The sequence below is a fragment of the Bradyrhizobium sp. genome (assembly GCF_052389815.1).
Taxonomy (GTDB): domain Bacteria; phylum Pseudomonadota; class Alphaproteobacteria; order Rhizobiales; family Xanthobacteraceae; genus Bradyrhizobium.
Window position 1 is genome coordinate 1 of the sequence record NZ_JBQTHN010000102.1, and the last position, 20,309, is coordinate 20,309.

19 protein-coding genes are annotated in these 20,309 nt (G+C 60.6%); 18 read left to right on the forward strand and 1 reads right to left on the reverse strand.

Annotated features, from left to right (window positions below; all coding sequences use genetic code 11):
- From ACT4OC_RS18115 to ACT4OC_RS18150, 8 genes are all read left to right on the forward strand, one after another.
- A partial coding sequence (locus ACT4OC_RS18115) for a hypothetical protein (protein WP_444840396.1) occupies positions 1-630 on the forward strand: 630 nt, incomplete at its 5' end.
- Positions 631-1,068: 438 nt separating this feature from the next.
- Positions 1,069-2,319 (forward strand): hypothetical protein, encoded by a 1,251-nt coding sequence (locus ACT4OC_RS18120; protein WP_444840397.1) that lies wholly within the window; start codon positions 1,069-1,071, stop codon positions 2,317-2,319.
- A 173-nt stretch (positions 2,320-2,492) separates the two neighbouring features.
- On the forward strand, positions 2,493-4,328 hold the full coding sequence (gene asnB, locus ACT4OC_RS18125) for an asparagine synthase (glutamine-hydrolyzing) (protein ID WP_444840398.1): 1,836 nt from the start codon (positions 2,493-2,495) through the stop codon (positions 4,326-4,328).
- 4 nt (positions 4,329-4,332) lie between these two features.
- Positions 4,333-4,902 (forward strand): acyltransferase, encoded by a 570-nt coding sequence (locus ACT4OC_RS18130; RefSeq protein WP_444840399.1) that lies wholly within the window; start codon positions 4,333-4,335, stop codon positions 4,900-4,902.
- 2 nt (positions 4,903-4,904) lie between these two features.
- Complete coding sequence (locus ACT4OC_RS18135; RefSeq protein ID WP_444840400.1) at positions 4,905-5,975, forward strand: glycosyltransferase family protein; 1,071 nt, start codon at positions 4,905-4,907, stop codon at positions 5,973-5,975.
- 17 nt (positions 5,976-5,992) lie between these two features.
- Entirely contained in the window at positions 5,993-6,844 is an 852-nt protein-coding gene (locus ACT4OC_RS18140; RefSeq protein WP_444840401.1) for a class I SAM-dependent methyltransferase, read from the forward strand.
- Positions 6,844-7,773 (forward strand): NAD-dependent epimerase/dehydratase family protein, encoded by a 930-nt coding sequence (locus ACT4OC_RS18145; protein WP_444840402.1) that lies wholly within the window; start codon positions 6,844-6,846, stop codon positions 7,771-7,773. Before ACT4OC_RS18140 ends, ACT4OC_RS18145 begins: the two co-directional genes overlap by 1 nt.
- Positions 7,700-8,947, forward strand: a complete 1,248-nt coding sequence (locus ACT4OC_RS18150; RefSeq protein ID WP_444840403.1) for a glycosyltransferase family 4 protein — start codon at positions 7,700-7,702, stop codon at positions 8,945-8,947. The genes ACT4OC_RS18145 and ACT4OC_RS18150 overlap by 74 nt, the downstream gene beginning before the upstream one ends.
- Positions 8,948-9,229: 282 nt before the next feature.
- Here ACT4OC_RS18150 and ACT4OC_RS18155 read toward each other — a convergent pair whose 3' ends face one another.
- On the reverse strand, positions 9,230-10,618 hold the full coding sequence (locus ACT4OC_RS18155; RefSeq protein WP_444840404.1) for a hypothetical protein: 1,389 nt from the start codon (positions 10,616-10,618) through the stop codon (positions 9,230-9,232).
- A 256-nt stretch (positions 10,619-10,874) separates the two neighbouring features.
- Between ACT4OC_RS18155 and ACT4OC_RS18160 the strand changes: the two genes are divergently transcribed.
- From ACT4OC_RS18160 to ACT4OC_RS18205, 10 genes are all read left to right on the forward strand, one after another.
- A complete protein-coding gene (locus ACT4OC_RS18160) occupies positions 10,875-11,936 on the forward strand; it encodes a Gfo/Idh/MocA family protein (RefSeq protein ID WP_444840405.1) in 1,062 nt (353 codons plus the stop codon).
- Positions 11,937-11,995: 59 nt separating this feature from the next.
- Positions 11,996-12,400, forward strand: coding sequence for an acyltransferase (locus ACT4OC_RS18165; RefSeq protein ID WP_444840464.1), 405 nt, complete (start codon positions 11,996-11,998; stop codon positions 12,398-12,400).
- 11 nt (positions 12,401-12,411) lie between these two features.
- Positions 12,412-13,509, forward strand: coding sequence for a DegT/DnrJ/EryC1/StrS family aminotransferase (locus ACT4OC_RS18170; RefSeq protein WP_444840406.1), 1,098 nt, complete (start codon positions 12,412-12,414; stop codon positions 13,507-13,509).
- Between the two features lie 279 nt (positions 13,510-13,788).
- Positions 13,789-15,021: a class I SAM-dependent methyltransferase gene (locus ACT4OC_RS18175; RefSeq protein ID WP_444840407.1), complete on the forward strand. Its 1,233-nt coding sequence runs from the start codon at positions 13,789-13,791 to the stop codon at positions 15,019-15,021.
- A complete protein-coding gene (locus tag ACT4OC_RS18180; protein WP_444840408.1) occupies positions 15,021-15,692 on the forward strand; it encodes a hypothetical protein in 672 nt (223 codons plus the stop codon). The genes ACT4OC_RS18175 and ACT4OC_RS18180 overlap by 1 nt, the downstream gene beginning before the upstream one ends.
- A 7-nt stretch (positions 15,693-15,699) precedes the next feature.
- On the forward strand, positions 15,700-16,107 hold the full coding sequence (locus ACT4OC_RS18185; protein WP_444840409.1) for a MaoC/PaaZ C-terminal domain-containing protein: 408 nt from the start codon (positions 15,700-15,702) through the stop codon (positions 16,105-16,107).
- A gap of 65 nt (positions 16,108-16,172) precedes the next feature.
- Entirely contained in the window at positions 16,173-18,032 is a 1,860-nt protein-coding gene (locus tag ACT4OC_RS18190) for an HAD-IIIC family phosphatase (RefSeq protein WP_444840410.1), read from the forward strand.
- Positions 18,029-18,961 (forward strand): class I SAM-dependent methyltransferase, encoded by a 933-nt coding sequence (locus tag ACT4OC_RS18195; RefSeq protein ID WP_444840411.1) that lies wholly within the window; start codon positions 18,029-18,031, stop codon positions 18,959-18,961. Before ACT4OC_RS18190 ends, ACT4OC_RS18195 begins: the two co-directional genes overlap by 4 nt.
- Positions 18,961-19,200, forward strand: a complete 240-nt coding sequence (locus ACT4OC_RS18200) for an acyl carrier protein (protein WP_444840412.1) — start codon at positions 18,961-18,963, stop codon at positions 19,198-19,200. The genes ACT4OC_RS18195 and ACT4OC_RS18200 overlap by 1 nt, the downstream gene beginning before the upstream one ends.
- Positions 19,193-20,308: a DegT/DnrJ/EryC1/StrS family aminotransferase gene (locus ACT4OC_RS18205; RefSeq protein ID WP_444840413.1), complete on the forward strand. Its 1,116-nt coding sequence runs from the start codon at positions 19,193-19,195 to the stop codon at positions 20,306-20,308. The genes ACT4OC_RS18200 and ACT4OC_RS18205 overlap by 8 nt, the downstream gene beginning before the upstream one ends.
- The last annotated feature ends 1 nt before the right edge of the window (position 20,309 follow it).

A 20,309-nucleotide genomic window follows, 5' to 3' on the forward strand; every position in this document is an offset into this window, starting at 1 on the left:
AGCGTTGCATCGGGCACCTCGGTGGCACTGAGCACGCTGTTCACCGGGCTGACCGATCCCGACAGCGGGGATTCCGTGACGCATGTCTGGGTCAGCGACCGCTCGGCGGGCGGTGGACACCTGACAAAAAACGGCGTCGTGCAAAACGACAACCTGGCGTACGGTCCGATTCCGGTCAGCCAGCTCAGTCAGTGGGCGTTCCTGGCCGGCGGTACCGACACCATCGCGTTCCAGACGGTCGACAGCAACGGGGCTTTCTCCGCAACTGCATTTGCGACGGTGACCGTGTCGGGGGCATCGACGACAATCGAAACCGCGTTCCCACCCGTAAACTTCCCCTTTGCCGGCAACGCCAGCGACGATATCTTTGGGTTCGCTACGGATTTGGCAGCGGGGACCGTCAACCAGCAGCCGATCGGCGCGGCGGCGTTCTTCATAGACTCCGGCGTGCAGACGCCGAATCTGCATGTACTGAACGACGAAATGGCAGACGATTTGCTTGCCAGTTCGCCTGCTAACGACAGCCAATCAATGATCGATGGCGCGCTTGGACATTTGCCTGCTCCTGGATCCGACAGTACTGTGCAAAAAGTGCTTGCCACTCAATTCGACCAATTCCTCTTTCACTGAGTTCCGCTGGCGGCTTGACCGGCGCCTGCCGACTAGTAGCGCTCCAGTCGTACGTGCTTTCCGGTCATCGACAATCCTTCGCCCGGATGCTAGCCGCCTACCATCAGGCAGGGGTAGGGATGTGATCCGGTTTGCGCAAGTTGCAGGCGCTTTCGAACAGGTGTGGCAATGAGAGGAAGCCGCGCGCGGAGGCTGTTCGATGGATGGGGCGCAAATCTTACGCAACTGGCGCTGGGGATCACACAGCAGGTCGGTCTCGTTCCGGTCTTCCTGCATTTCACCTCAAGCGTATTCCTCGCCGCTTGGCTTGCGCTCTACGCGGCGGGCAGTCTTCTCAGCATCGCAGATGCAGGCCTTCATTCGCGCTCGCTGAACCGCTTTCTGTCATTCAAGTCCAGCGTCGATCCGGATGGACGGACGGCGCGCTACTATGCCGCGATGCTCAGGCTCTATTTCGTCGCGGCAGGTCTGCTGATCGCGGCGATCCTAGCTGCGATCGCGATTTTCCCACCCTCGCGCCTGCTCGGGTTCCAGGAGGTGCCGCAGTTCGACGCGGCGCTGGCGGTGATGGTGGCGGGGATGCTTGCAGTGCTGCCCGCCAACGTCGCGGCCGCGGTCTACCGGGCACGAGGGCTTTACGGCCGCGGGGTCTGGCTGCCCTGCGCCGCCCAAGCGATTGCTCAGGTCGGGCAGGTCGCGGCGATCGTGACAAGCGGTGATCTCGTAATGATCGCGATCGCTTATGTCGCGCCGCAGGTCGTGCTTGCCGCCTATCTCCTGGCTATCGACGCTCCGCGCTGCTTTCCGTTCCTCCGTTCGGCGCGCCGGCGGGCCGCCTGGTCCTGGCGCTGGGCGGTCGGCCAGTATCGCTCGGCATTTCCGTTTGCGATTGCCAGCAGCACCGAAGTTGCGCTGCAGAACCTGTCGGTTCTGCTGGTCAGCGCCCTCGTGTTCGACCGGGTGGCCGTCGCGCAATGGGGGGTCACGCGCGTGGTGGCGGGGTTGTTGCGCGCCGTGTGCACGCAGTTGACGCAGCCGCTCGCCATCGAACTCGGCCATGACTATGCCGTCGGCGACACGGCGCGGCTGCGATCGCTATACGCGCGCGGGTCCGTACTCCTGACTGTGCTGACGAGCACGCTGGTGTCCGGACTGCTGGCGTTCTGGTCCGATTTTTTCGCGCTGTGGACCAAGAACGCCATTCCCTATGATGCCCGCCTGACCTTTGTGCTGCTGGTCGGGACCGGGATCGCCGCGCCGGCGCTGCTGGCGCTCGGCTATAGCTACTGCAGCAATCGCGGCGAGCTATTGGCGCGCGTCAAGGCGGTGCAACTCGCGGTGTTCCTGTTGCTGTCGCTGCTGCTCACGCCGCAACTCGGGCCCGTGGGCATGGCGATCGCCATCGTCGCGAGCGACCTCTTGGTGCAATTCGGATGGTTGGGCCTGACCGTGCTGCGCCAGACGCTCGCGAACCCGCTACGGCACATCCTCCTGCTGGCGCTGATCGTCGCGGTCGTGATGCCCGCGGGATGGCTGCTCGGCACGTTGATCCGCTCGGCCGTGCCGGGGGAGGGACTAGCGCATTTCGTCGTGGAATGCGCCCTCTGGCTCGCGGTGACGGGGCTTGCTGCGTTACCCCTGCTGCGCGCAGGCATGCGGGCGCGGGTGGAAGCGGTCATTCAAAATTAGACAACGATTCCGGCGACTTGACACGAAGTTTGCCGTCCTCCAAATACCTCTTGGATCGGGGGTGGGCCTTGCCATCCGCGGGCCCGGTTGACATCCGCCGACCTTTCCAGACCGCGGCAAGCCGGAATTTGCCATTCTGTCATCCGGTTTCCTCCTGAGCAGTTGACATCATCATGTGTGGAATTGCCGGGATAGTTAACCTCCGTGGCCCGCCCGTCGAACAGAGCGAAATCCGCAATCTCACGGATCGGATCGCGCATCGTGGGCCCAACGGCGCCGGCTATTGGTTCAGCACGGAGTGCAACGTCGCACTCGGCCACCGCCGCCTTGCCATCATCGATCCCGGCCCGGGCGGGTACCAGCCGATGGCATCAGCCGACGGGCGCCACGTCATCGTTTACAACGGAGAGATCTACAATTTCCTCGAGCTCAGAAGGGAACTCGAGGCCGTCGGCGAGAGATTCCAGTCCGAGTCCGATACTGAAGTTATCCTGGCGGCGTGGCGCAACTGGCGCGAGGGCATGCTTTTGCGCTTCAACGGCATGTGGGCGCTCGCCATCTACGACACGCAAAGCGGCGAGATGTTCCTCGCGCGCGACCGCTTCGGCATCAAGCCGCTGCTTTACGCGCTGACGCCGGAGCGGTTTGTCTTCGCATCCGAGCACCGCGCGCTGGTGCACAGCGGATTGATCCAGACCTCTGTCGATGTCGACGTGGCGCGGCGGCTGATGCTGGACGCCTTCAGCGTCGAGGGCAGCGAACGAACGCTCAACCGCGAGGTTCACCGCCTGCAGGCCGGGCATTTCATGTGGCTGCGCGAGGGGAAGCGCACGATCGGGCGGTGGTGGTGCACGGTTGATCATTTGCCTGTCATACCGAATACGGAAGGCGAGCGCGTCGAGCAGTTCGGCGAACTGTTCCGCAGCGCCGTGGCATTGCGGATGCGCAGCGATGTTCCGATCGGAACCTGTCTTTCCGGCGGCTTCGACTCGACCGCGGTGATCTGCGAGATGGCCGAACATGCGCGGGCGGGAATGGGGCCGCGCGGCAGCACCGCCTGGCGCCATGCCTTTGTGGCTGCATTCTCGGGTGCGGCGAACGACGAACGGCCGATGGCAGAAGAAGCAGCCAAATGGGCCGGCGTCGCGCCGACGATCGTAGAGATCGGTCGCGACGACGCAACCAGGGAAATTGACCGTATCCTCGACGACAACGACGATGTCTACATTTCGCTGCCGAGTGCAGCCTGGCTGGTTTACCGCGAGCTTGCCAAACGCGGGGTGCTGGTTTCGCTCGACGGTCATGGAGCCGACGAGTTGATGGGCGCCTACCGCCAGGAAGGACAGTCACTCGCCTATTACCTGCGAAATTCGCTTGCCCGGTTGAGCTCGAGTTCGGTCGCGCTCACTCACTGGGTGGACGTCTCGCGGGCGATGATGCTGAAGGGCAGGGGATGTTACTTCCTGCGTGGGGGTCTCTCGCAGATTCCCCCGCGGTTTGCACTGGCCGGCGAGAGCGACGCGCTGCCGGAGGAATGGGACGCGCTCAACCGGCGGCTCTACCGCTTGTTCCACGGCACGGTGCTGCCGACCATCCTGCGCAATTTCGACCGCGTCTCGATGGCCCACGGCATCGAGGTGCGGATGCCATTCATGGACTGGCGGCTGGTTACCTATACGATGGCGCTGCCTGGGACCAGCAAGTCGTCCGACACGCACACCAAATGGATTGCGCGGCGGGCGATGCAGGGCAGGATGCCGGAAGACATCCGGATGGGGCGCCGCAAGATCGGTTTCAACTCGCCGATGCCGGAATGGCTGAACGGGCCGCTCGCGGGTTGGATTGCTTCGCTGCTGAATCAGAAAGTGCCTGCCTTCAGTGAATTCGTCGACGAGGCGAGGCTCGACCGTAAGGTCGGACAATTGAACGCTGCAAGAGGATGGGACTGGCAGTCGGTCGGAGCGATCTGGCCTTATCTGAACATGAAATGGTCGCTGGCGAGATTGTGAGCCGATGGGTAAAGTTCTGAATTGGATCGATGCTCTGCTCGGCTGGAATGTCCGGAGGTCCGGCGCCGTCAGCACCGGGCAAGGCGCTGCTGTGGTGTGGTGGCGCATCCGGCGGTCTGCCGGCAATCGCCTGTCGATCGGGCAAAACTCGATCATTCAGGCCAATATCCGCTTTGAGGATCGCGGCGGCGAAATCAAGATCGGGGATCGGACCTATGTCGGAAAAAGCAATCTGGTCTGCTACCGGAGCATCGTTATTGGCGACGACGTGATCATGTCTTGGGGAATCACTATCACCGATCACGATTCCCACAGCCTCGATTGGGCGCATCGCAGGAACGATGTGCTGGACTGGGGCAAGGGCAGCAAGGACTGGTCGCATGTCGCGCATGCCCCGGTCGCCATCGGGGACAAGGCCTGGATCGGCTTCAATGTCAGCATCCTGAAAGGCGTGACGATCGGCGAGGGCGCCGTGGTCGGTGCCTGCTCGGTCGTCACCCGGGATGTGCCGCCGCATTCGGTCGTCGTCGGCAATCCCGCGCGGGTCGTGCGCAAATTGGAATCCTCCAGCTAGTCATGCGGCTGTTTCAGAACAACGGGTTGTCGCGCGGTTTCCGGGCCCATCGGCCTCGCGCGAGCGATCGCAGTTTTGGTGAGTGCCTGAACTCCTTTCTCGATACGCGGTACGCCGCCTCGCACATCCTGCAGCCGGTCCTGGCCGGCAGCGCGGAGGCTTTCTACACGAATGGAGATGACGAGACGCTGCAGAGGCTATGGGCGCGCGACAACGGACTGGCCGGCAAGGATCTCGAGCAGATCCTGCTGGCGCAGATCGAGCATCATCGAACCGAGGTGTTCTACAATCTCGACCCGATGAGCTATGGCAGCGCGTTCATCCGGCAGTTGCCGGGCTGTGTGAGGAGGAGTATCTGCTGGCGGGCGGCGCCATCGGGCTCGGCAGATCTCTCCGGTTATGATCTCGTTGTCTGCAACTTTCCCTCCATCCTGGACAGCTGGCGGGAGAAGGGATGCCGGGTTGCCTACTTCATTCCGGCGCATGATCCCGTCATGGATGGCTACGCGGCGGCACGACGCGAGAACGTCGATCTGCTGTTCGTCGGGGGCTTTTCCCGGCACCACCGGGCGCGCGTTGCAGCGCTCACGGCGGCTGCGTCGGTGCCGAGGATCAGCGCGCGGCTTCATCTGGAAGATTCCCGCCTGACCCGGCTTGCCAATCTATTGCCCTTTTTGCCGTTGCTCAGCGCATTCTGCCACCCTGCGGAAATTCGTCGTGTGCGGGCCGACCCGCTATATGGAAGGGAACTCTATGCTGCCATGGCTTCGGCGCGTATCGTGCTCAACGGGGCGGTCGATATGGCCGGCGAGGATCGTGGCAACATGAGGTGCTTCGAGGCAGTCGGATGCGGGGCCGTTCTGCTAACGGATGCGGGGCACTATCCGGAGGGCTTTGCCGAGGGCGAGACCATGGTCACTTATGCGTCGGTCGATCAGATTCCGCGGTTGGTTGAACGGCTGATCGCGGACGCGGATTGGGCGAGCGCCATTGCGACGGCAGGCAACGCCATGGTTCGCGACCGCTACAGCAAGGAACGGCAATGGGCTCGCTTCCAGGAATTGTGCAACTGAAGGTTGGCGACGGGTGGATGGCGAATAGTTCTCCTGCGACCTGGGAATCGGCGGTGATCTGGCTGCGCAACCAGCCCGACCGGCGCCAGCTCGTGCTCGACGCCTATTACGACGATCCGTTGCTGGCGGCGGCCGAGCGCTATCGCCAGAGCGGCGAGTGGCGCGAGATCGCCGCACTGCTGCGCAGGTGCTCCGGCAAGGCGCTCGATGTCGGCGCCGGGCGCGGGATTGCAAGCTACGCGCTCGCCCGCGAGGGATTTTCCGTCACCGCGCTGGAACCCAACCCGAGCGCCATCGTCGGCTCGGCGGCAATTCGGTCGCTTGCGGTCGAGGCGGCGCTGCCGATCGATGTGGTCGAGCAATGGTCCGAGCGCCTGCCGTTTGCTGACGACGAATTCGACGTGGTATTCGCGAGAGCCGTGCTGCACCACACCAGCGATCTCGATCGCGCTTGCTCCGAAATGTTTCGCGTGCTGCGCCGAGGCGGTATCTTCATCGCGGTGCGGGAGCATGTGATCAGCAGGCAGGCAGATCTGCAGGCCTTTCTCGACGATCATCCGCTGCATCACCTCTACGGTGGCGAGCACGCTTTTCTGCTCGATCGCTATCTCGGCGCGCTGAGAAAGGCCGGCTTCGGACAGGTCAAGGTGCTCTCGCCGCTGCAGAGCCCCATCAATCTCTTTCCTTACACGGTCGGCACCCTGCGCGAGGCTGTCGTCGACCGTGCTTCGCAAAGGCTGTTCGGCCGTCCGTTTTGGCGCATAGTGCTTGGCTCCGACCGCATCTTTGCTGCGTTGCTTTCGCTGGCCTCCTATTTCGACAACCGGCCGGGAAGGCTCTATTCTTTCATCGCCCACAAGGCCGCGTAATGTCCGTCTGGGTAACAGGAGCCAAGGGATTCATCGGCGGCCATCTCGCCCGCGAATTGGCGGACGCCGGTCATGCCGTGCATGGCATCGGCCACGGCGCGCTCGAAGAGACCGAGCGCAAGCGGCTCGGATTGCAGTCCTGGATCAATGGCGAGATCGAGGCGACCAATCTCGACGCGCTGGCGACCGCGCATGGGCTGCCCTCGGCGGTCTTTCATCTTGCAGGCGGCTCTAGCGTCGCCCTGGCGATCGCACACCCCCTCGAGGACTTCTCTCGCACGGTGGCCAGCACGGCGCGGCTATTGGAATGGCTGCGGGTGCATTCCCCACAAAGCCGGCTGATCGCGGCATCGAGCGCGGCGGTCTATGGATCCGGCCATTCGGGTCCGATCTCCGAGCAAGCTGCGCTAACGCCGATGTCACCCTATGGCCAAAATAAGCTGATGATGGAGCAGCTGTGCCGGAGCTATGCGCTGAGCTACCGCATTGGCAGCACGGTGGTGCGGTTGTTCTCGGTCTATGGCTCGGGACTGCGCAAGCAGCTGCTGTGGGACATCTGCTCGCGGCTGCGGGAAAACGGTCACGAACTCGCACTTGGCGGCACGGGCGAGGAAGTCCGCGACTGGTGCGATGTGCGGGATGTGGTCCGGCTGCTGGCGATGTTGGCCCAATTGCCGCAAGGGGAACCCTTCCGGCTGATCAATGGCGGCTCGGGCCAGGCGATGCGCGTGTCGGACGTTGCAGGCCTGCTGGCTGGACATTGGGGTAATGTCAGCGTCCGCTTCTCCGGACATGTCAGGGCCGGCGATCCCTTCAGCCTCCTGGCCGACAATACTGCGCTCCACTCAACGGGATTTGCGTGGCGCGTTCCTCCCGCGCAGGGCATCGCCGACTATGTGCGATGGTTCAGGGATTACGCCCGTGGCTGAGCGCGGGCCGCGACGCGTTGCTTTCACCTATGTCTCGCGCAGGCGATGGGCCGGCGGATATAACTATCAGGCCAACCTGTTTGCTGCTCTCGCTCGCCATTGCCCGGGCAGGATCGTACCGGTGCTGTTTGCGGGAACGAGTGAGCCCGCAGCCGAGCTTGTGCCTTTCTCGAATGTTTCTGGCGTCGAGATCGTGCAATCTGAGGCGTTCGACGGGCGGCAGGCCGGCCTCGCTGCGGCGCTGGTGACGGGGATCGATCATCGGGCGGCGGATGCGTTCAAGGCGAGGCGCATCGATGTCGTGTTCGAGAATGCTCGCTTCTTCGGCTGGCGGTTGCCGATCCCGGTGCTGGCATGGTTTCCCGACCTCCAGCATCTGAAGCTGCCTGGATTGTTCTCACCTTTCGCAAGATGGCGGCGCGATCTCGGCTTTCGCGTGCAGATCGCGTCCGGGCGCAGCATCCTGCTGAGTAGCGAGAGTGCGCTCACCGACTTTCGCGCGGCGTATCCGGGCGCGTCGAACCCGGTGGTCGTGGCCCGCTTTGCGACCGAGCCATCGCCCGAACTTTTGACCGGGGATGCCGCTGCGGTCATCGCCGAGTACGGTTTGCCGAGCAGGTTCTTCTATCTGCCGAACCAGTTCTGGCGCCACAAGAATCACTCGCTGGTGATCGAGGCGTTGACCATCCTGAAGCGGCGCGGCGTGGACGTCGCGGTCGCCGCATCGGGCAGTACTGAGGAGCCACGCAAGTCGGACTATTTCGGCGAGCTGATGCGCGAGGTGGCCGAGCGCGGCATCGAGGCGAATTTTCGCTACCTGGGGATGATCCCGTTGGCGCACGTCTACGCGCTGCTGCGCAGCTCGATGGCGCTGATCAACCCGTCGCGATTCGAAGGATGGAGCACGACGGTGGAGGAGGCGAAATCGTTCGGGGTGCCGATGATCCTGTCAAACATTCCGGTGCATCGCGAACAGGCGGGGACAGGCGCGAGGTATTTCGGGGTCGATGAAGCCGAGGTGCTGGCCGGACTTCTCGCGGAGGTCTCGCAATCGCCGGAACCATCGGCGGTGCGCAGTCTTCTGCCCGGCCTGGACAAGCGAGTGGCGGCCTTTGCGGCGGATTTTGTCACTGCCGTAGAGAAATGCGTCGATCCGTTTGGGTGCCCGTCCTAACCCAGACCTTCGACTGAACGAAGCTGCGAAAGCAGTGGTTTCTCGGCGTGCCATGCATGCACCAGATTCTGACCGATGAAACCGGCGCCGCTGGTGATCAGGACGTGTGCATCGAGGCCTCTCGCTGACTGTTTCCAAAACCTTCTTCCATTGCTTCCGGTCAGGCGCGCTCGCTTCCTCTGAGAACCAGCTTGCTCCCGCGCCGGAGTGGTACTTGCCGGGATTGAGGCGGTCAACATGAGGAAACGAGCAAGGCAGCGGCCCGTCGCACGGCCTGGGATCCTATGCCGGTAGAACCTGGCTCTGCCCGGAAAAAAAGCCGCGCGGCGTAATGTACCACAGCAGGAACAGCAAGGCCGCGCCATGGGTCAGCATTACCGTAGTCAGCGGCACATTCATGAAGATATGGGGAAGAACGCCACCCGAGATAAAAACCAGGTGTTGTGGCAGGCCTTCGGAAGCGCGGTTTCCGATGGCAACGGCGAGCCCGCAGAAGAAAGCCGAAACCGGCGCGAACAGGAGCCCGACCGACGCAATTCCCTCGGTGGCAAACAAGGAAGCGTTCATGTTGCCCAGGCCATAGTTGTTCGCCATCTCGACCGATATCGGAACTTCGAGAGAACAAGGAACGAAAGGCTTCAAGATCCACATCTGGCAAAAATACGTCAGCTCGTGCCTTGCAAAGTACTCGTTGTAGAAATCCATCGCGCTTGATGGGGCAATGATCATGCGCATGCCGACGATGTTGAAATACCTGTAGGATAGGTCATGTGCCAAGATGAAGAGGATCACTCCAGCGAGCATCGGCAACAGCAGGGAAAGTATTGTCGCTATCCTGGTCTCGAAGATCTTGCCGAGAACAGCCAGCATGAGGAGCCATGCCGGCATGAATAGCGCGACCTTGGTCAGTGTGACCGGATAAAAGGATATCGAGAGCAGCAGAGCTGCGGCGGCTCCCCAGTAACGCTTGCGCGCAACGTAGCATGCAAAGGCGTAGGGCAGCAGCACACTCATCGTCGCCGCCGTCGCGTAATTGATGATTGTAGGGAATCGAAGCTGATCGCGGTAGGTGTATATTTCGGTAACCTCAATGAGCCTGAAATTGTAGGTCGAGCCGATGGCAGCGATGGCCGCGGCAAATAGCAGGATCGTGCCGAGCAGCCGCTGCATCGCTTTTTCGGAAAGCGTGTAGACCTGCCTGACCGGTGAGGTAATCAGCAATGCCGGCAAGAGAAACGCAACGGCGGAAATCGCGGCCGAAGCCCCGGCCAGCCAATGATCGTAATTGAACGGCGAGAAGCAGTTCAGCCAGAGATAGCCGAGGATCACCGCATAGCAATAGAAGCCGACGAAGTAGCCGAAGCTGAACCGAGCAAATACGAATATCAGGGCAACCAGCGCAAAAGCAGCCACGGTGGCGATGGCGTAGGGCAAACGAGCAATATCGAAAAAAATGTAAGCCACGCCGTAATCGCGCGAACCAAGCGCGAAAGTCAGGCTACACGCCACTATGAAGAGGCCGATCAGGGACGCCAGGGCAATGCGCTGCAATCCTCGATCGTCGGGAATGCCTGGACTAGCCGTGTGGTGCCGGTCGAGTCCGGAAGACCCCAAAATTGCTTTCATCTGGTCGAATAAATCACTGCTTGGCTGCCTGGTCTCGTGACGCATTGAGATTAAGCGGGAACTCGAGATATCGCGAGATATCCTTGGCGGATCGGTTGAGATGCCGGCCAGCAGATGGACCTTGCCATCTCGGGCTCCGGCCGCGGGGTGCCGGAGTCGTCGCCGACCTTGATTTGCAAGGGCTTTTACTAAATATAGGCCGGACAAGTGTCAACGACGTTGAGGCATCCCGCGTGGGGCGTCGAGTGCTACAACCCTCAAATGTCATCGTCGCCGTCCGTGGAGGGTAGAGGCATTTTTCATGGTTAGATTTGGCTTGCTCGGATGTGGGCGCATTGCAAGGCGCCATTCCGACCTGTTGGGCGGTAGTCATGTCGGGGGGGCTTGCCTGGTCGCGGTTTGCGACCCGATTCGTGCGCGCGCTGACGCGATCGCCACAAAATTTGGCATTCCCGCAGATTACGATATCAAGGACTTTCTCGCACGGAAGGATATTGACGCGGTGGCGGTGTTGACGCCGAGCGGGATGCACGCCGCTCACGTCACCGCCTGTGCGAAAGCGGGTAAGCATGTCGTCGTCGAGAAGCCGATGGCGCTGCGGCTGCAGGATGCCGACGACATGATCCGCGCCTGCGACGAAGCCGGCGTGAAGATGTTTGTCGTCAAGCAGAACCGCTTCAACGTTCCGGTGGTCAAGGCGCGCGAGGCTCTCGATGCCGGCCGGTTCGGCCGTCTGATCCTCGGCACGGTACGGGTGCGTTGGTGTCGCGATCAGGCATATTACGACCAGGACGACTGGCGGGGCACCTGGGCCTATGATGGCGGCGTGCTGACCAACCAGGCGAGTCATCACGTCGATATGCTGGAATGGTTTTTCGGTGACGTCGTCAGCGTTCACGCGCGTGCTATCACGGCGCTGGTGAATATTGAAACGGAGGATACCGCGGTTGCGACCCTCAAGTTCCGCAACGGGGCGCTCGGCATCATCGAGGCGACGACCGCTGTGCGCCCAACCGACCTCGAAGGTTCCCTCTCGATCCTGGGTGAGAAAGGGACCGTCGAGATCGCGGGATTCGCCGTCAACCAGATCAGGCACTGGCGGTTTGTCGACGAGCTTGCCTCCGACAGGGACGTGATCGAAAAATTTTCGGTCAATCCGCCGAATGTCTACGGCTTCGGCCACCAGGCCTACTACCAGCACGTGATCGATTGCTTGGTCGGTCAACGCGCGGCTCTGGTCGATGGCCTCGAAGGGCGCAAGAGCCTGGAATTGATCTCCGCGCTGTATGAATCCATCGAGACCGGTGCAGAAGTGCCGTTGCGCTTCGCGCCCCGCCTCAGCCGCCTGGGCATCGCCTCGTGAACCGACCGGAGGTGCACAAGTCAGGCGTGCGCGACGTCGTCTTCGGCGCGCGGGTCAGGATGGTCGAGCCGTGCAATCTCTACGGCTGCACAATTGGCGACGATTGCTTCGTCGGACCGTTCACCGAGATCCAGAAAGGGGTGGTGATCGGCGCGCGCACGCGGGTGCAGTCACACGCCTTCATTTGCGAGCTGGTGACAATCGGTGAAGACTGCTTTGTCGGCCATGGGGTGATGTTCGTGAACGATACGTTTTCGACCGGGGGCCCGGCCCGCGGAAACAGGAAAATGTGGCGTGAGACTGTGATCGGCAACCGCGTGTCGATCGGCTCCAACGCCACCATCATGCCGGTAAGGATAGCCGATGACGTCGTCATCGGTGCAGGTTCGGTTGTGACAAGGGATATCACGACGTCCGGCACTTTTGCCGGTAATCCGGCGCGCCGGCTGCCGGCTAGCGAATAGGAAGGCGACGGATGCCAGTGCCTTTTGCGGACCTGCAACTGCAATACCAGACCATCAAGAGCGAGGTTGACGGCGCGATTGCTTCCGTTATCCGTGACAGCGCCTTCATTCGCGGGCCCTACGTCGATGCCTTCGAGCGGGAATTCGCTGCCGCGGTAGACGTCAGGCATTGCGTGTCGTGCGCCAATGGCACGGATGCCTTGTACCTGGCCATGAAGGCATTGAATGTGAAGCCGGGCGACGAGGTGATCACCACGGCGCATTCCTGGATATCGACATCGGCGATGATTACCCATGCCGGAGCCACCGTCGTATTTTGCGACACGGACGGCTCGACGTTTACGATCGATCCGGCCGCGATCGAGGCCGCTATCACACCGCGGACGGTCGGCATCATTCCGGTCCACCTGTATGGGCAGCCGGCGGATATGGACCCGATCATGGCGATCGCGCGCAAGCGCGGGCTTTGGGTAGTGGAGGATTGCGCGCAGGCTCATCTGGCCTGCTACAAGGGGCGGCAGGTCGGGACGTTCGGAGCAGCCGCCACCTACTCGTTCTATCCGGGCAAGAACCTCGGCGCCATGGGCGATGCCGGAGCTGTCGTGACCAATGATGCTGCGTTGGCCGAGCACATGACCATGCTGGCGCGCCATGGCGGGTTGGTGAAACACCAGCATCGCATTGAAGGCATCAACAGCCGGCTCGACGGCATGCAGGCGGCGATTCTGTCGGCGAAATTGCCGCATCTGGCCGCCTGGACCAGGGCCCGTCAGGAGGCCGCCAGGATCTACGACGCCGGCCTCAACCAGATCGAGGACGTCGTGGCGCCCGCCGTCGCGGCCGGCCGCAGCCACGTCTACCACCTCTACACGATCCAGCATCCGCGGCGCGACGCGCTGGCGGCACACCTGAGCGCCAACGGCGTGCAGACCGCGATCAACTATCCGACCGCGTTGCCGTTCCTCGCCGCCTACAGCCGGCTCAAGGCCCGCCCGGAACAGTTTCCCAACGCGCACCGCGTGCAAGACCGGATCCTGTCGCTGCCGATGTTCGCGGAGATCACGGCGGATCAGCAGCGAACGGTGACTGAACTCATTCGCCAGTTTTGAGCCGTTCCAGCTGTTAGCATCGCTTTGGATTTCGCGAGCCAGTAACCTCCAATCGGAATCGCCCTGCTCGTGGTGCGCCGGGGTGGAGCTTGATTTCTGAGGAAATCATGCTGCACCTTCGCGGCTGCGGCACTCACAAAAACCGCGGGGAGCGAACTCCCCGATTTCAATTCTGATTATATATCAATGCCTTGATGGCTTCTGTGGGGGCGGAAACTTTGTCTTGGATTGATTCCACTGGGCCTCTAAAAGGGCCAGCAACGATTTTGGACACAAAGTATGCCCCGCCCGATCTCTCGATGCCGCGTCTGCGGGAACGCCCATCTCGTACGAATTCTGGATCTTGGCGATCAAGCCCTAACGGGCATTTTTCCGAGTCGTCGCGACGAGCCCATCGAGCGCGGGCCATTGCAGCTCGTGAAATGCTTGGGTGCTGAAAGCTGCGGCCTGGTTCAACTCGCCTGCACCTATGAACCGAGCGCGATGTACGGCGCGAATTATGGCTATCGCTCCGGGTTGAACGCGAGCATGACGCAGCACCTGTACCAGAAGGTCGAACGGATCCGCCGCGCCGCGCCGCTTCAGGATGGCGATCTTGTCGTCGATATAGGCAGCAATGACGGCACCACGCTCGGTGCCTACCCGACCGGCACTTACGATCTCGTTGGCATCGATCCGACCGGCGAGAAGTTTCGTAAGTTTTATGCGCCGCAAGTCGAATTGATCGCCGACTTTTTCTCGCTCGACATCTTGCGCAAGAAGCTCGGGCCTCGCCGCGCGCGCGTGGTCACATCTTTCTCGATGTTCTACGATCTGGAAGCGCCACTCGACTTCATGTCGGAGGTCCTCAACCTCCTCGAGCATGACGGAATCTGGGTCTTCGAGCAGAGCTATCTGCCAGCGATGATCCGGACCAACGGCTATGACACCGTATGTCACGAGCACCTGGAGTACTATTCGCTCTCGACCATCAAATGGATGGCCGACAAGGTGGGCGGCAAGATCATCGACGTCGAGTTCAATGACGTTAACGGCGGCAGCTTCTCTGTGACCATGGCGCGCCGCGAAGCGCCGCAGCCGGAGATGCAAGGCCTCGCCGAGCCTCTCGCCTCGGAGCGCCATGCCGGTTACGGAGGTCTTGAACCTTTCAAAGCCTTCGCGGATCGCGTTTCAGCGAGTCGCAACGAACTCTTGAAGTTTTTCGATCGTGCTCAGACCGACGGTGCACTGGTGTGTGGTCTCGGCGCTTCCACCAAGGGCAACGTGCTGCTGCAATATTGCGGTTTGACGGAGAAGAACATCGCTTTTATCGGGGAGGTGAATGCGGACAAGTTTGGCTGCTTCACTCCCGGCAGCCTCATTCCGATCGTACCCGAGGCCGAGCTGTTCGCGCGGAAGCCGGACTATACGCTCGTACTGCCGTGGCACTTTCGACCGTTTTTCGAGAAAAATCCCAAATTCAACGAATTGAAGCTCGTGTTCCCATTGCCGGAGCTTGAGGTCGTTGGTTGATGTCTTCGGAAGCGAACAAGAGCGAGAAGCGCGGGCAACATCTGCTCAATGGGCTGGAATTGCTCCCGATGTGCGCTGAGCATGCGTCTGATGTCGCCGGTCTCCACTACAAGGAGCTTTCTTGGTCGTTCAATGGACAACTGGGTCCGGATCACGTCCGTGGGCTCTACGAAGCGCTGGTTTGCAGCAAGTCCTTCTTCGGCTACGTCATCTACAGGAAAGGTCAGCTTCTCGGGTTTGTCACCGCAACAACCGATTCAGGCGAGATCCGCAGCAGCATACGCCATACCTATCGGAGTAAGTTTCTCGGTGTCGCCGGGCTCATGTTGCGCCATCCGAGCTTCCTGCTCGGGGTTTTGGAGTCGCTATTCGTTGTTCCGATCGCTTTCAAACGATACGGAACCAAGGCGGAATGGCTCACCTTCGTGACAAACACCGAAGTCAGCTACCTGACGCCGCTGGTAGCCATCAAACTGATTGACGCCGTGCGCGACCACTTCCATGCTTGCGGCATATCGATCTACCTGGCCCAGGGGGTTAAGCAAAATCCCAAGGCGATGCGTCTCTACGAGAAGCTGGGTTGGGAAGTCGCGGCAAGGCTGCTGATTCATAACATATATGTCTATCGTTCGAACGCACGTGGCGCCGCGATGGTTCTGGACAAGAGATGAGATTGGCATGGGCGGAGGACTTAAACTCTTCAAGGTCGGCGAGGCTTTCGAGACAAGCCTGTTAATGTCGGCGGAAGTAATCGAGAAATTCTGCCATATATCTGCCGATACCAATGCCGTTCATGGTGACGCGGCGTATGCCAGGCAGCATGGTTTCCGCGAGCCGATCGTGTATGGCAACCTTCTCGGTGCGCTCATCTCCAACCTGGTCGGCATGCATCTGCCGAGCAGTGAGGTCATCATCCTGCGGGAGAGCATCGACTTCAGAAATCCGGCCTACCGCGGAGACGTGGTCAAGCTGCGGGCTATAGTCGCGAGCGTCCATGAAGCGGTGTCCTCCGTGCAGATGAAACTGGAATTCACAGCGGAAAGCGGCCAAATTGCCACTGGCACGTGTGTCATCAAATGTCTGTAGCGCCGGCACAACCCGATCGAATCGCGATTTTCCAGCAGTCGCTCCGGATTTCGAGACTGCGGGAGATGAATTCCCGGGAGTTGCTGACGCTCGCCTCGCGTTTCGAGCGGATTGAACCTGAATTCGCCAAGGAGTTTGGGGGGCGTCGCAAGCCTCTTAAGCTTTCGATTCTGGCGTCCCTTTCAGCGCAGCACCTGTGCTCAAGCCTGAAGCTGTTCCTCTATGCCGAGGGGCTCGCGCCGTCCATTCATCTCGGCGGATATGACGCCATCGCGTCGGGGACGCTGCAGCAGAACGCCGAGATTTGGAGGGCCGGTCCCGACGCAACCTTGCTGCTGCCTTCGACCGACGACATCAAGACCTGGCCGCGCATGTTCGCCAGTGCCCAAGAGGTGGATGAATGGGCCAGGCGACAGTCGGAAATCTATCTCACGATCTGGGACGTTGTCGCAAAGAGGCTGCCTGGGTGCCGCGTGTATCATGCGCTGTTTGTTCAGCCGCTCGAGCGGCCACTGGGCAATCTGGAGCGGCTATATCCCTTCTCGCGCAGTAATTGCTTGCGCGCGCTCAATGATCGTCTCGTCGCGCAGCGGCCGAAGCACGTCCATCTTATCGATCTGGACACGCTTGCCGGACTCGCCGGGCGCCGGCAGTGGTTCGACGAGACCGGCTATTTCCTGACCAAGCAGCCAATTTCCCTGCGCGAGCTGCCATTCGTCAGTGCCTATCTTGCGCGTCTCATTGCTTGCGGGCGCGGCAACATAAAGAAGTGCCTTGTTCTGGATCTGGACAATACCCTCTGGGGCGGCGTCGTAGGCGATGATGGTGTCGACGGCATTAGGATCGATCCTTCCGATCCCATCGGCGAAGCGTATGTGCATTTCCAGAGCTATCTGCTTGCCCTGAGGGAGCGTGGCGTTTTGCTCGCCGTCTGCAGCAAGAACGACGAAGCGATTGCGCGTAGCCCCTTCCAGGCGAAGCCGGAAATGCCGCTTAAGCTCTCGGACTTTGCCGCCTTTCAGGCCAACTGGGATGACAAGGTCACTAATCTCCGGAGAATCGCCGATGGTTTGAACATTGGCGTGGAATCCCTGGTCTTTTTCGACGACAATCCGGCCGAGCGAACGATCGTTGATGAATATGAGCCGTCGGTGCTCACGATCAACGTGCCCGCCGACCCGGCCCTCTACGTTCGCGCACTTGATCTCTCGTTTGCGTTCGAATGGGAGCAATTGACCGAGGAAGACATCGCCAGATCCGAAACCTACGCAAAGGATCGCGAACGGCAGCAACTGGAATCTCAGTTTTCGGATTACGATGCTTATCTGCGTTCACTGCAGATGAAGGCGTGGATCGAGCCCGTCGGCAGCGAAGGTCTGGCGCGAATCGCGCAGCTGTTTGGCAAGACAAACCAATTCAACACCCGCACCCAACGCTATTCCGAAAGCATTGTCGCTCAGCTTGGGAGTGCGTCCGACTCCTGGGTCATTCAGGTCAAATTCGCCGACCGCTTTTCAAACTACGGGATCGTTGCGGGCGCGGTGCTCAAGCTGCGCGGAAACGCATTGTTCATCGACAACTGGATCATGAGTTGTCGCGTTTTTGAGCGCGGACTGGAGTATGCAACGTTCGAGGCGATGATTTGCTTCGCGAGGAACAGTGGTGCGGAAAGGATCGTCGGCGAGTTCATTCCGACCGAAAAGAACGTCTATGTCAAAGAGCTCTTTGAGCGTCTTGGATTTGATCCGTTGGTCGCCGACGACGATTTCCGTCCGGAGCCCGAAGGGACGCTTTACAGCCTGGCGCTGTCCGGGCATTCCGCGGCCGAATACTACATCGACACAACTATGACGCTCGGCGGCGCCGAGAGGACGATGAAGCTGAATGCATCGCAGCATTCAGAAAAGAAGGTACGACTATCATGATCGTTGCGGGCGACCGAAAAGACACGCCCTTTGTCGGAATAATCGACGAGGTTCTTACCACGGAAGCGCCGTTCATAGCCGGCATTATTTCAAAGCAGGTCGCCCGGTTTGGGCCTTCCTGGATTGATGCGTTCGAAAAGGATCTAAGCATCTTTTTTGCCGGCAACGTCGAGGGGCTACGAACTGCGACGCGCGGCTATATCCGCTTCGCTCTGGACGGCATGTTGCTGCAAAAGCGCTTTGACAAGACCGGGAAGTACGAGGCAAAGACCTACGAGCAGGCTTCGCTGGAGGTCTATCAGAACGAAAGGTACATGCATTCCCTCTACTTGCCGGGGATTTATCTATCGCATTTTTTGTGGCGTCATCACTATCTCCAGCAGCTGTTCTTTGCAGAGCGCTTCGTGCCGCTCGTCAGAAAGCACGGCGGCACCAAGTTCTACGACGTCGGCGTTGGCACTGGCTTCTATTCGCGCGAATGCCTGCGGGAGCTGCCGGAACTTACCGGCCATGGCTTCGACCTTAGTTCCCACTCGCTATCCCATACGCGAAAGATGGTCGACGCGTTCGGATTGTCGAACCGCTATCAGGCGTCGCTGCAGGACATTCTCGCGGATCCGCCGAAAGAGCAGGCGCCGTTTCTGATCAACATCGAGGTTCTGGAGCACCTGGAGGATCCTTTGAGCTTTCTCAAGGGGTTATATCGAATACTTGCGCCGGGAGGTCTGGGTCTCATAGCCGCCGCAGTCACCGCGCCGAATGCGGATCACATCTACCTCTACCGCTCGGCACAGGAGGTTGTTGACCAGGTGCAGCAGGCTGGATTTAACGTTATCGAGTTTCGCGACGACGCGGCGTACGACCCGAGAACGCCGCAGGAAAGCGTTCCGCGCAACGCACTGCTTCTCGTTTCAAAAGGAAATGACTGATGGACGTTCGAGGAAAATTAACAAACTCCTTCCATCGGGTGTTCGAGATCGACGATTTGGTCATTACCGATGAGATGACAGCAAAGGACGTTCCCGGTTGGGACTCCCTTGCGCACATCAATCTCATCATGGATGTGGAGGAGGAATTTGGCCTCCGCTTCACCGTCGACGACATTGCCGATCTCAAGAATGTCGGGGAAATGATCCAGATGCTGGAGAGGAAACTTTCACTTGCCTAGCAGCTGCCAGAGCCACGATATTCCGTGGGCCAAGCCGACCTTCTGGGGCAAGGAGGAGCAGTATGTTCTCGATGCCCTGCGATCAAGCTGGATTTCAGGCGGCCCGTTCGTTGAGCGCTTCGAGCGCGATCTTGCCGAATATCTAGCCTGCAAGCATGTCCTGGCGGTTGCCAATGGAACGGCAGCGCTGCATCTCGCTTTTCTCGCCTTGGGACTGAAGTCAGGGGATGAAATCGTGACGCCGGCCTTCGGCTTTATGGCCGCGGCGAACATTGCCTTGCAGCTCGGCATACGTCCGGTCTTTTGCGACGTTGATCCGCGGACTTGGTGCATGCGTGCAGATGATGTCAAGGCGGTACTTTCACCAAAGACGCGGGCTATTGTTGCCGTGCACAGCTACGGCAATGTTTGTGAGATGGAACCGATCATCGCCTTGGGGCGCGAGCGCGGCATCCCGGTGATCGAGGACGCCGCTGAAGCGCTGGGATCGCGTATTTCGGGCGTACTGGCGGGGACGCTCGGTGCGATCAATACCTTCAGCTTTCACGCTACGAAGACGATCACAACGGGCGAGGGCGGACTCGTCGCAACGAATGACGACGCGCTCGCTGAAACCGCGCGGCTCTATCGCAGCCATGGGCTGCGCCGCCAACGCCACTACTGGCACGAAGTACCTGGCCATAACTTCCGCATGACGAACTTGCAGGCGGCTCTCGGATGCGCGCAGTTCGAACATGTCGACGCGATCACGCGGGAACGCCGACGCGTATTTTCTGAGTACGAACTCCGTCTTGGCGGCATACCTGGCATGGCGATGCAGCAGAAAGCGCTGCAATCCGATCCGCTCATCTGGGCGGTGGGCGTGCTTTTGAAGCCGGATGTCTTCCCGCAGGGCCGAGACCGAGTGTCTTTGGCGCTCGCGGAAAAAGGCATAGAAACGCGCCCCGGCTTTCAGCCGCCATCGGAGATAGCCTACTTCAAGGAAAAGCCGTACCCGGTGGCTGACGAGCTCGGTCGGTGGGTTCTCAGCTTGCCGACCTTCGCTACTCTGCAAAACAGCGAGATCGAGCACGTCTGTCGGCAGTTGTCCACCCTAGCGCACGCATGAC

Excerpts from the sequence above, each read along its gene's own strand:
- ACT4OC_RS18160 (WP_444840405.1), top strand. The coding sequence starts at position 10,875 with ATGGTTAGATTTGGCTTGCTCGGATGTGGGCGCATTGCAAGGCGCCAT.
- ACT4OC_RS18120 (WP_444840397.1), top strand. The coding sequence starts at position 1,069 with ATGCTCAGGCTCTATTTCGTCGCGGCAGGTCTGCTGATCGCGGCGATC.
- ACT4OC_RS18190 (WP_444840410.1), top strand. The coding sequence starts at position 16,173 with ATGAATTCCCGGGAGTTGCTGACGCTCGCCTCGCGTTTCGAGCGGATT.
- ACT4OC_RS18140 (WP_444840401.1), top strand. The coding sequence starts at position 5,993 with ATGGCGAATAGTTCTCCTGCGACCTGGGAATCGGCGGTGATCTGGCTG.
- ACT4OC_RS18130 (WP_444840399.1), top strand. The coding sequence starts at position 4,333 with ATGGGTAAAGTTCTGAATTGGATCGATGCTCTGCTCGGCTGGAATGTC.
- ACT4OC_RS18135 (WP_444840400.1), top strand. The coding sequence starts at position 4,905 with ATGCGGCTGTTTCAGAACAACGGGTTGTCGCGCGGTTTCCGGGCCCAT.
- ACT4OC_RS18155 (WP_444840404.1), bottom strand. The coding sequence starts at position 10,618 with ATGCGTCACGAGACCAGGCAGCCAAGCAGTGATTTATTCGACCAGATG.
- ACT4OC_RS18180 (WP_444840408.1), top strand. The coding sequence starts at position 15,021 with ATGTCTTCGGAAGCGAACAAGAGCGAGAAGCGCGGGCAACATCTGCTC.
- asnB (WP_444840398.1), top strand. The coding sequence starts at position 2,493 with ATGTGTGGAATTGCCGGGATAGTTAACCTCCGTGGCCCGCCCGTCGAA.
- ACT4OC_RS18195 (WP_444840411.1), top strand. The coding sequence starts at position 18,029 with ATGATCGTTGCGGGCGACCGAAAAGACACGCCCTTTGTCGGAATAATC.
- ACT4OC_RS18185 (WP_444840409.1), top strand. The coding sequence starts at position 15,700 with ATGGGCGGAGGACTTAAACTCTTCAAGGTCGGCGAGGCTTTCGAGACA.
- ACT4OC_RS18165 (WP_444840464.1), top strand. The coding sequence starts at position 11,996 with ATGGTCGAGCCGTGCAATCTCTACGGCTGCACAATTGGCGACGATTGC.
- ACT4OC_RS18200 (WP_444840412.1), top strand. The coding sequence starts at position 18,961 with ATGGACGTTCGAGGAAAATTAACAAACTCCTTCCATCGGGTGTTCGAG.
- ACT4OC_RS18145 (WP_444840402.1), top strand. The coding sequence starts at position 6,844 with ATGTCCGTCTGGGTAACAGGAGCCAAGGGATTCATCGGCGGCCATCTC.
- ACT4OC_RS18170 (WP_444840406.1), top strand. The coding sequence starts at position 12,412 with ATGCCAGTGCCTTTTGCGGACCTGCAACTGCAATACCAGACCATCAAG.
- ACT4OC_RS18175 (WP_444840407.1), top strand. The coding sequence starts at position 13,789 with ATGCCCCGCCCGATCTCTCGATGCCGCGTCTGCGGGAACGCCCATCTC.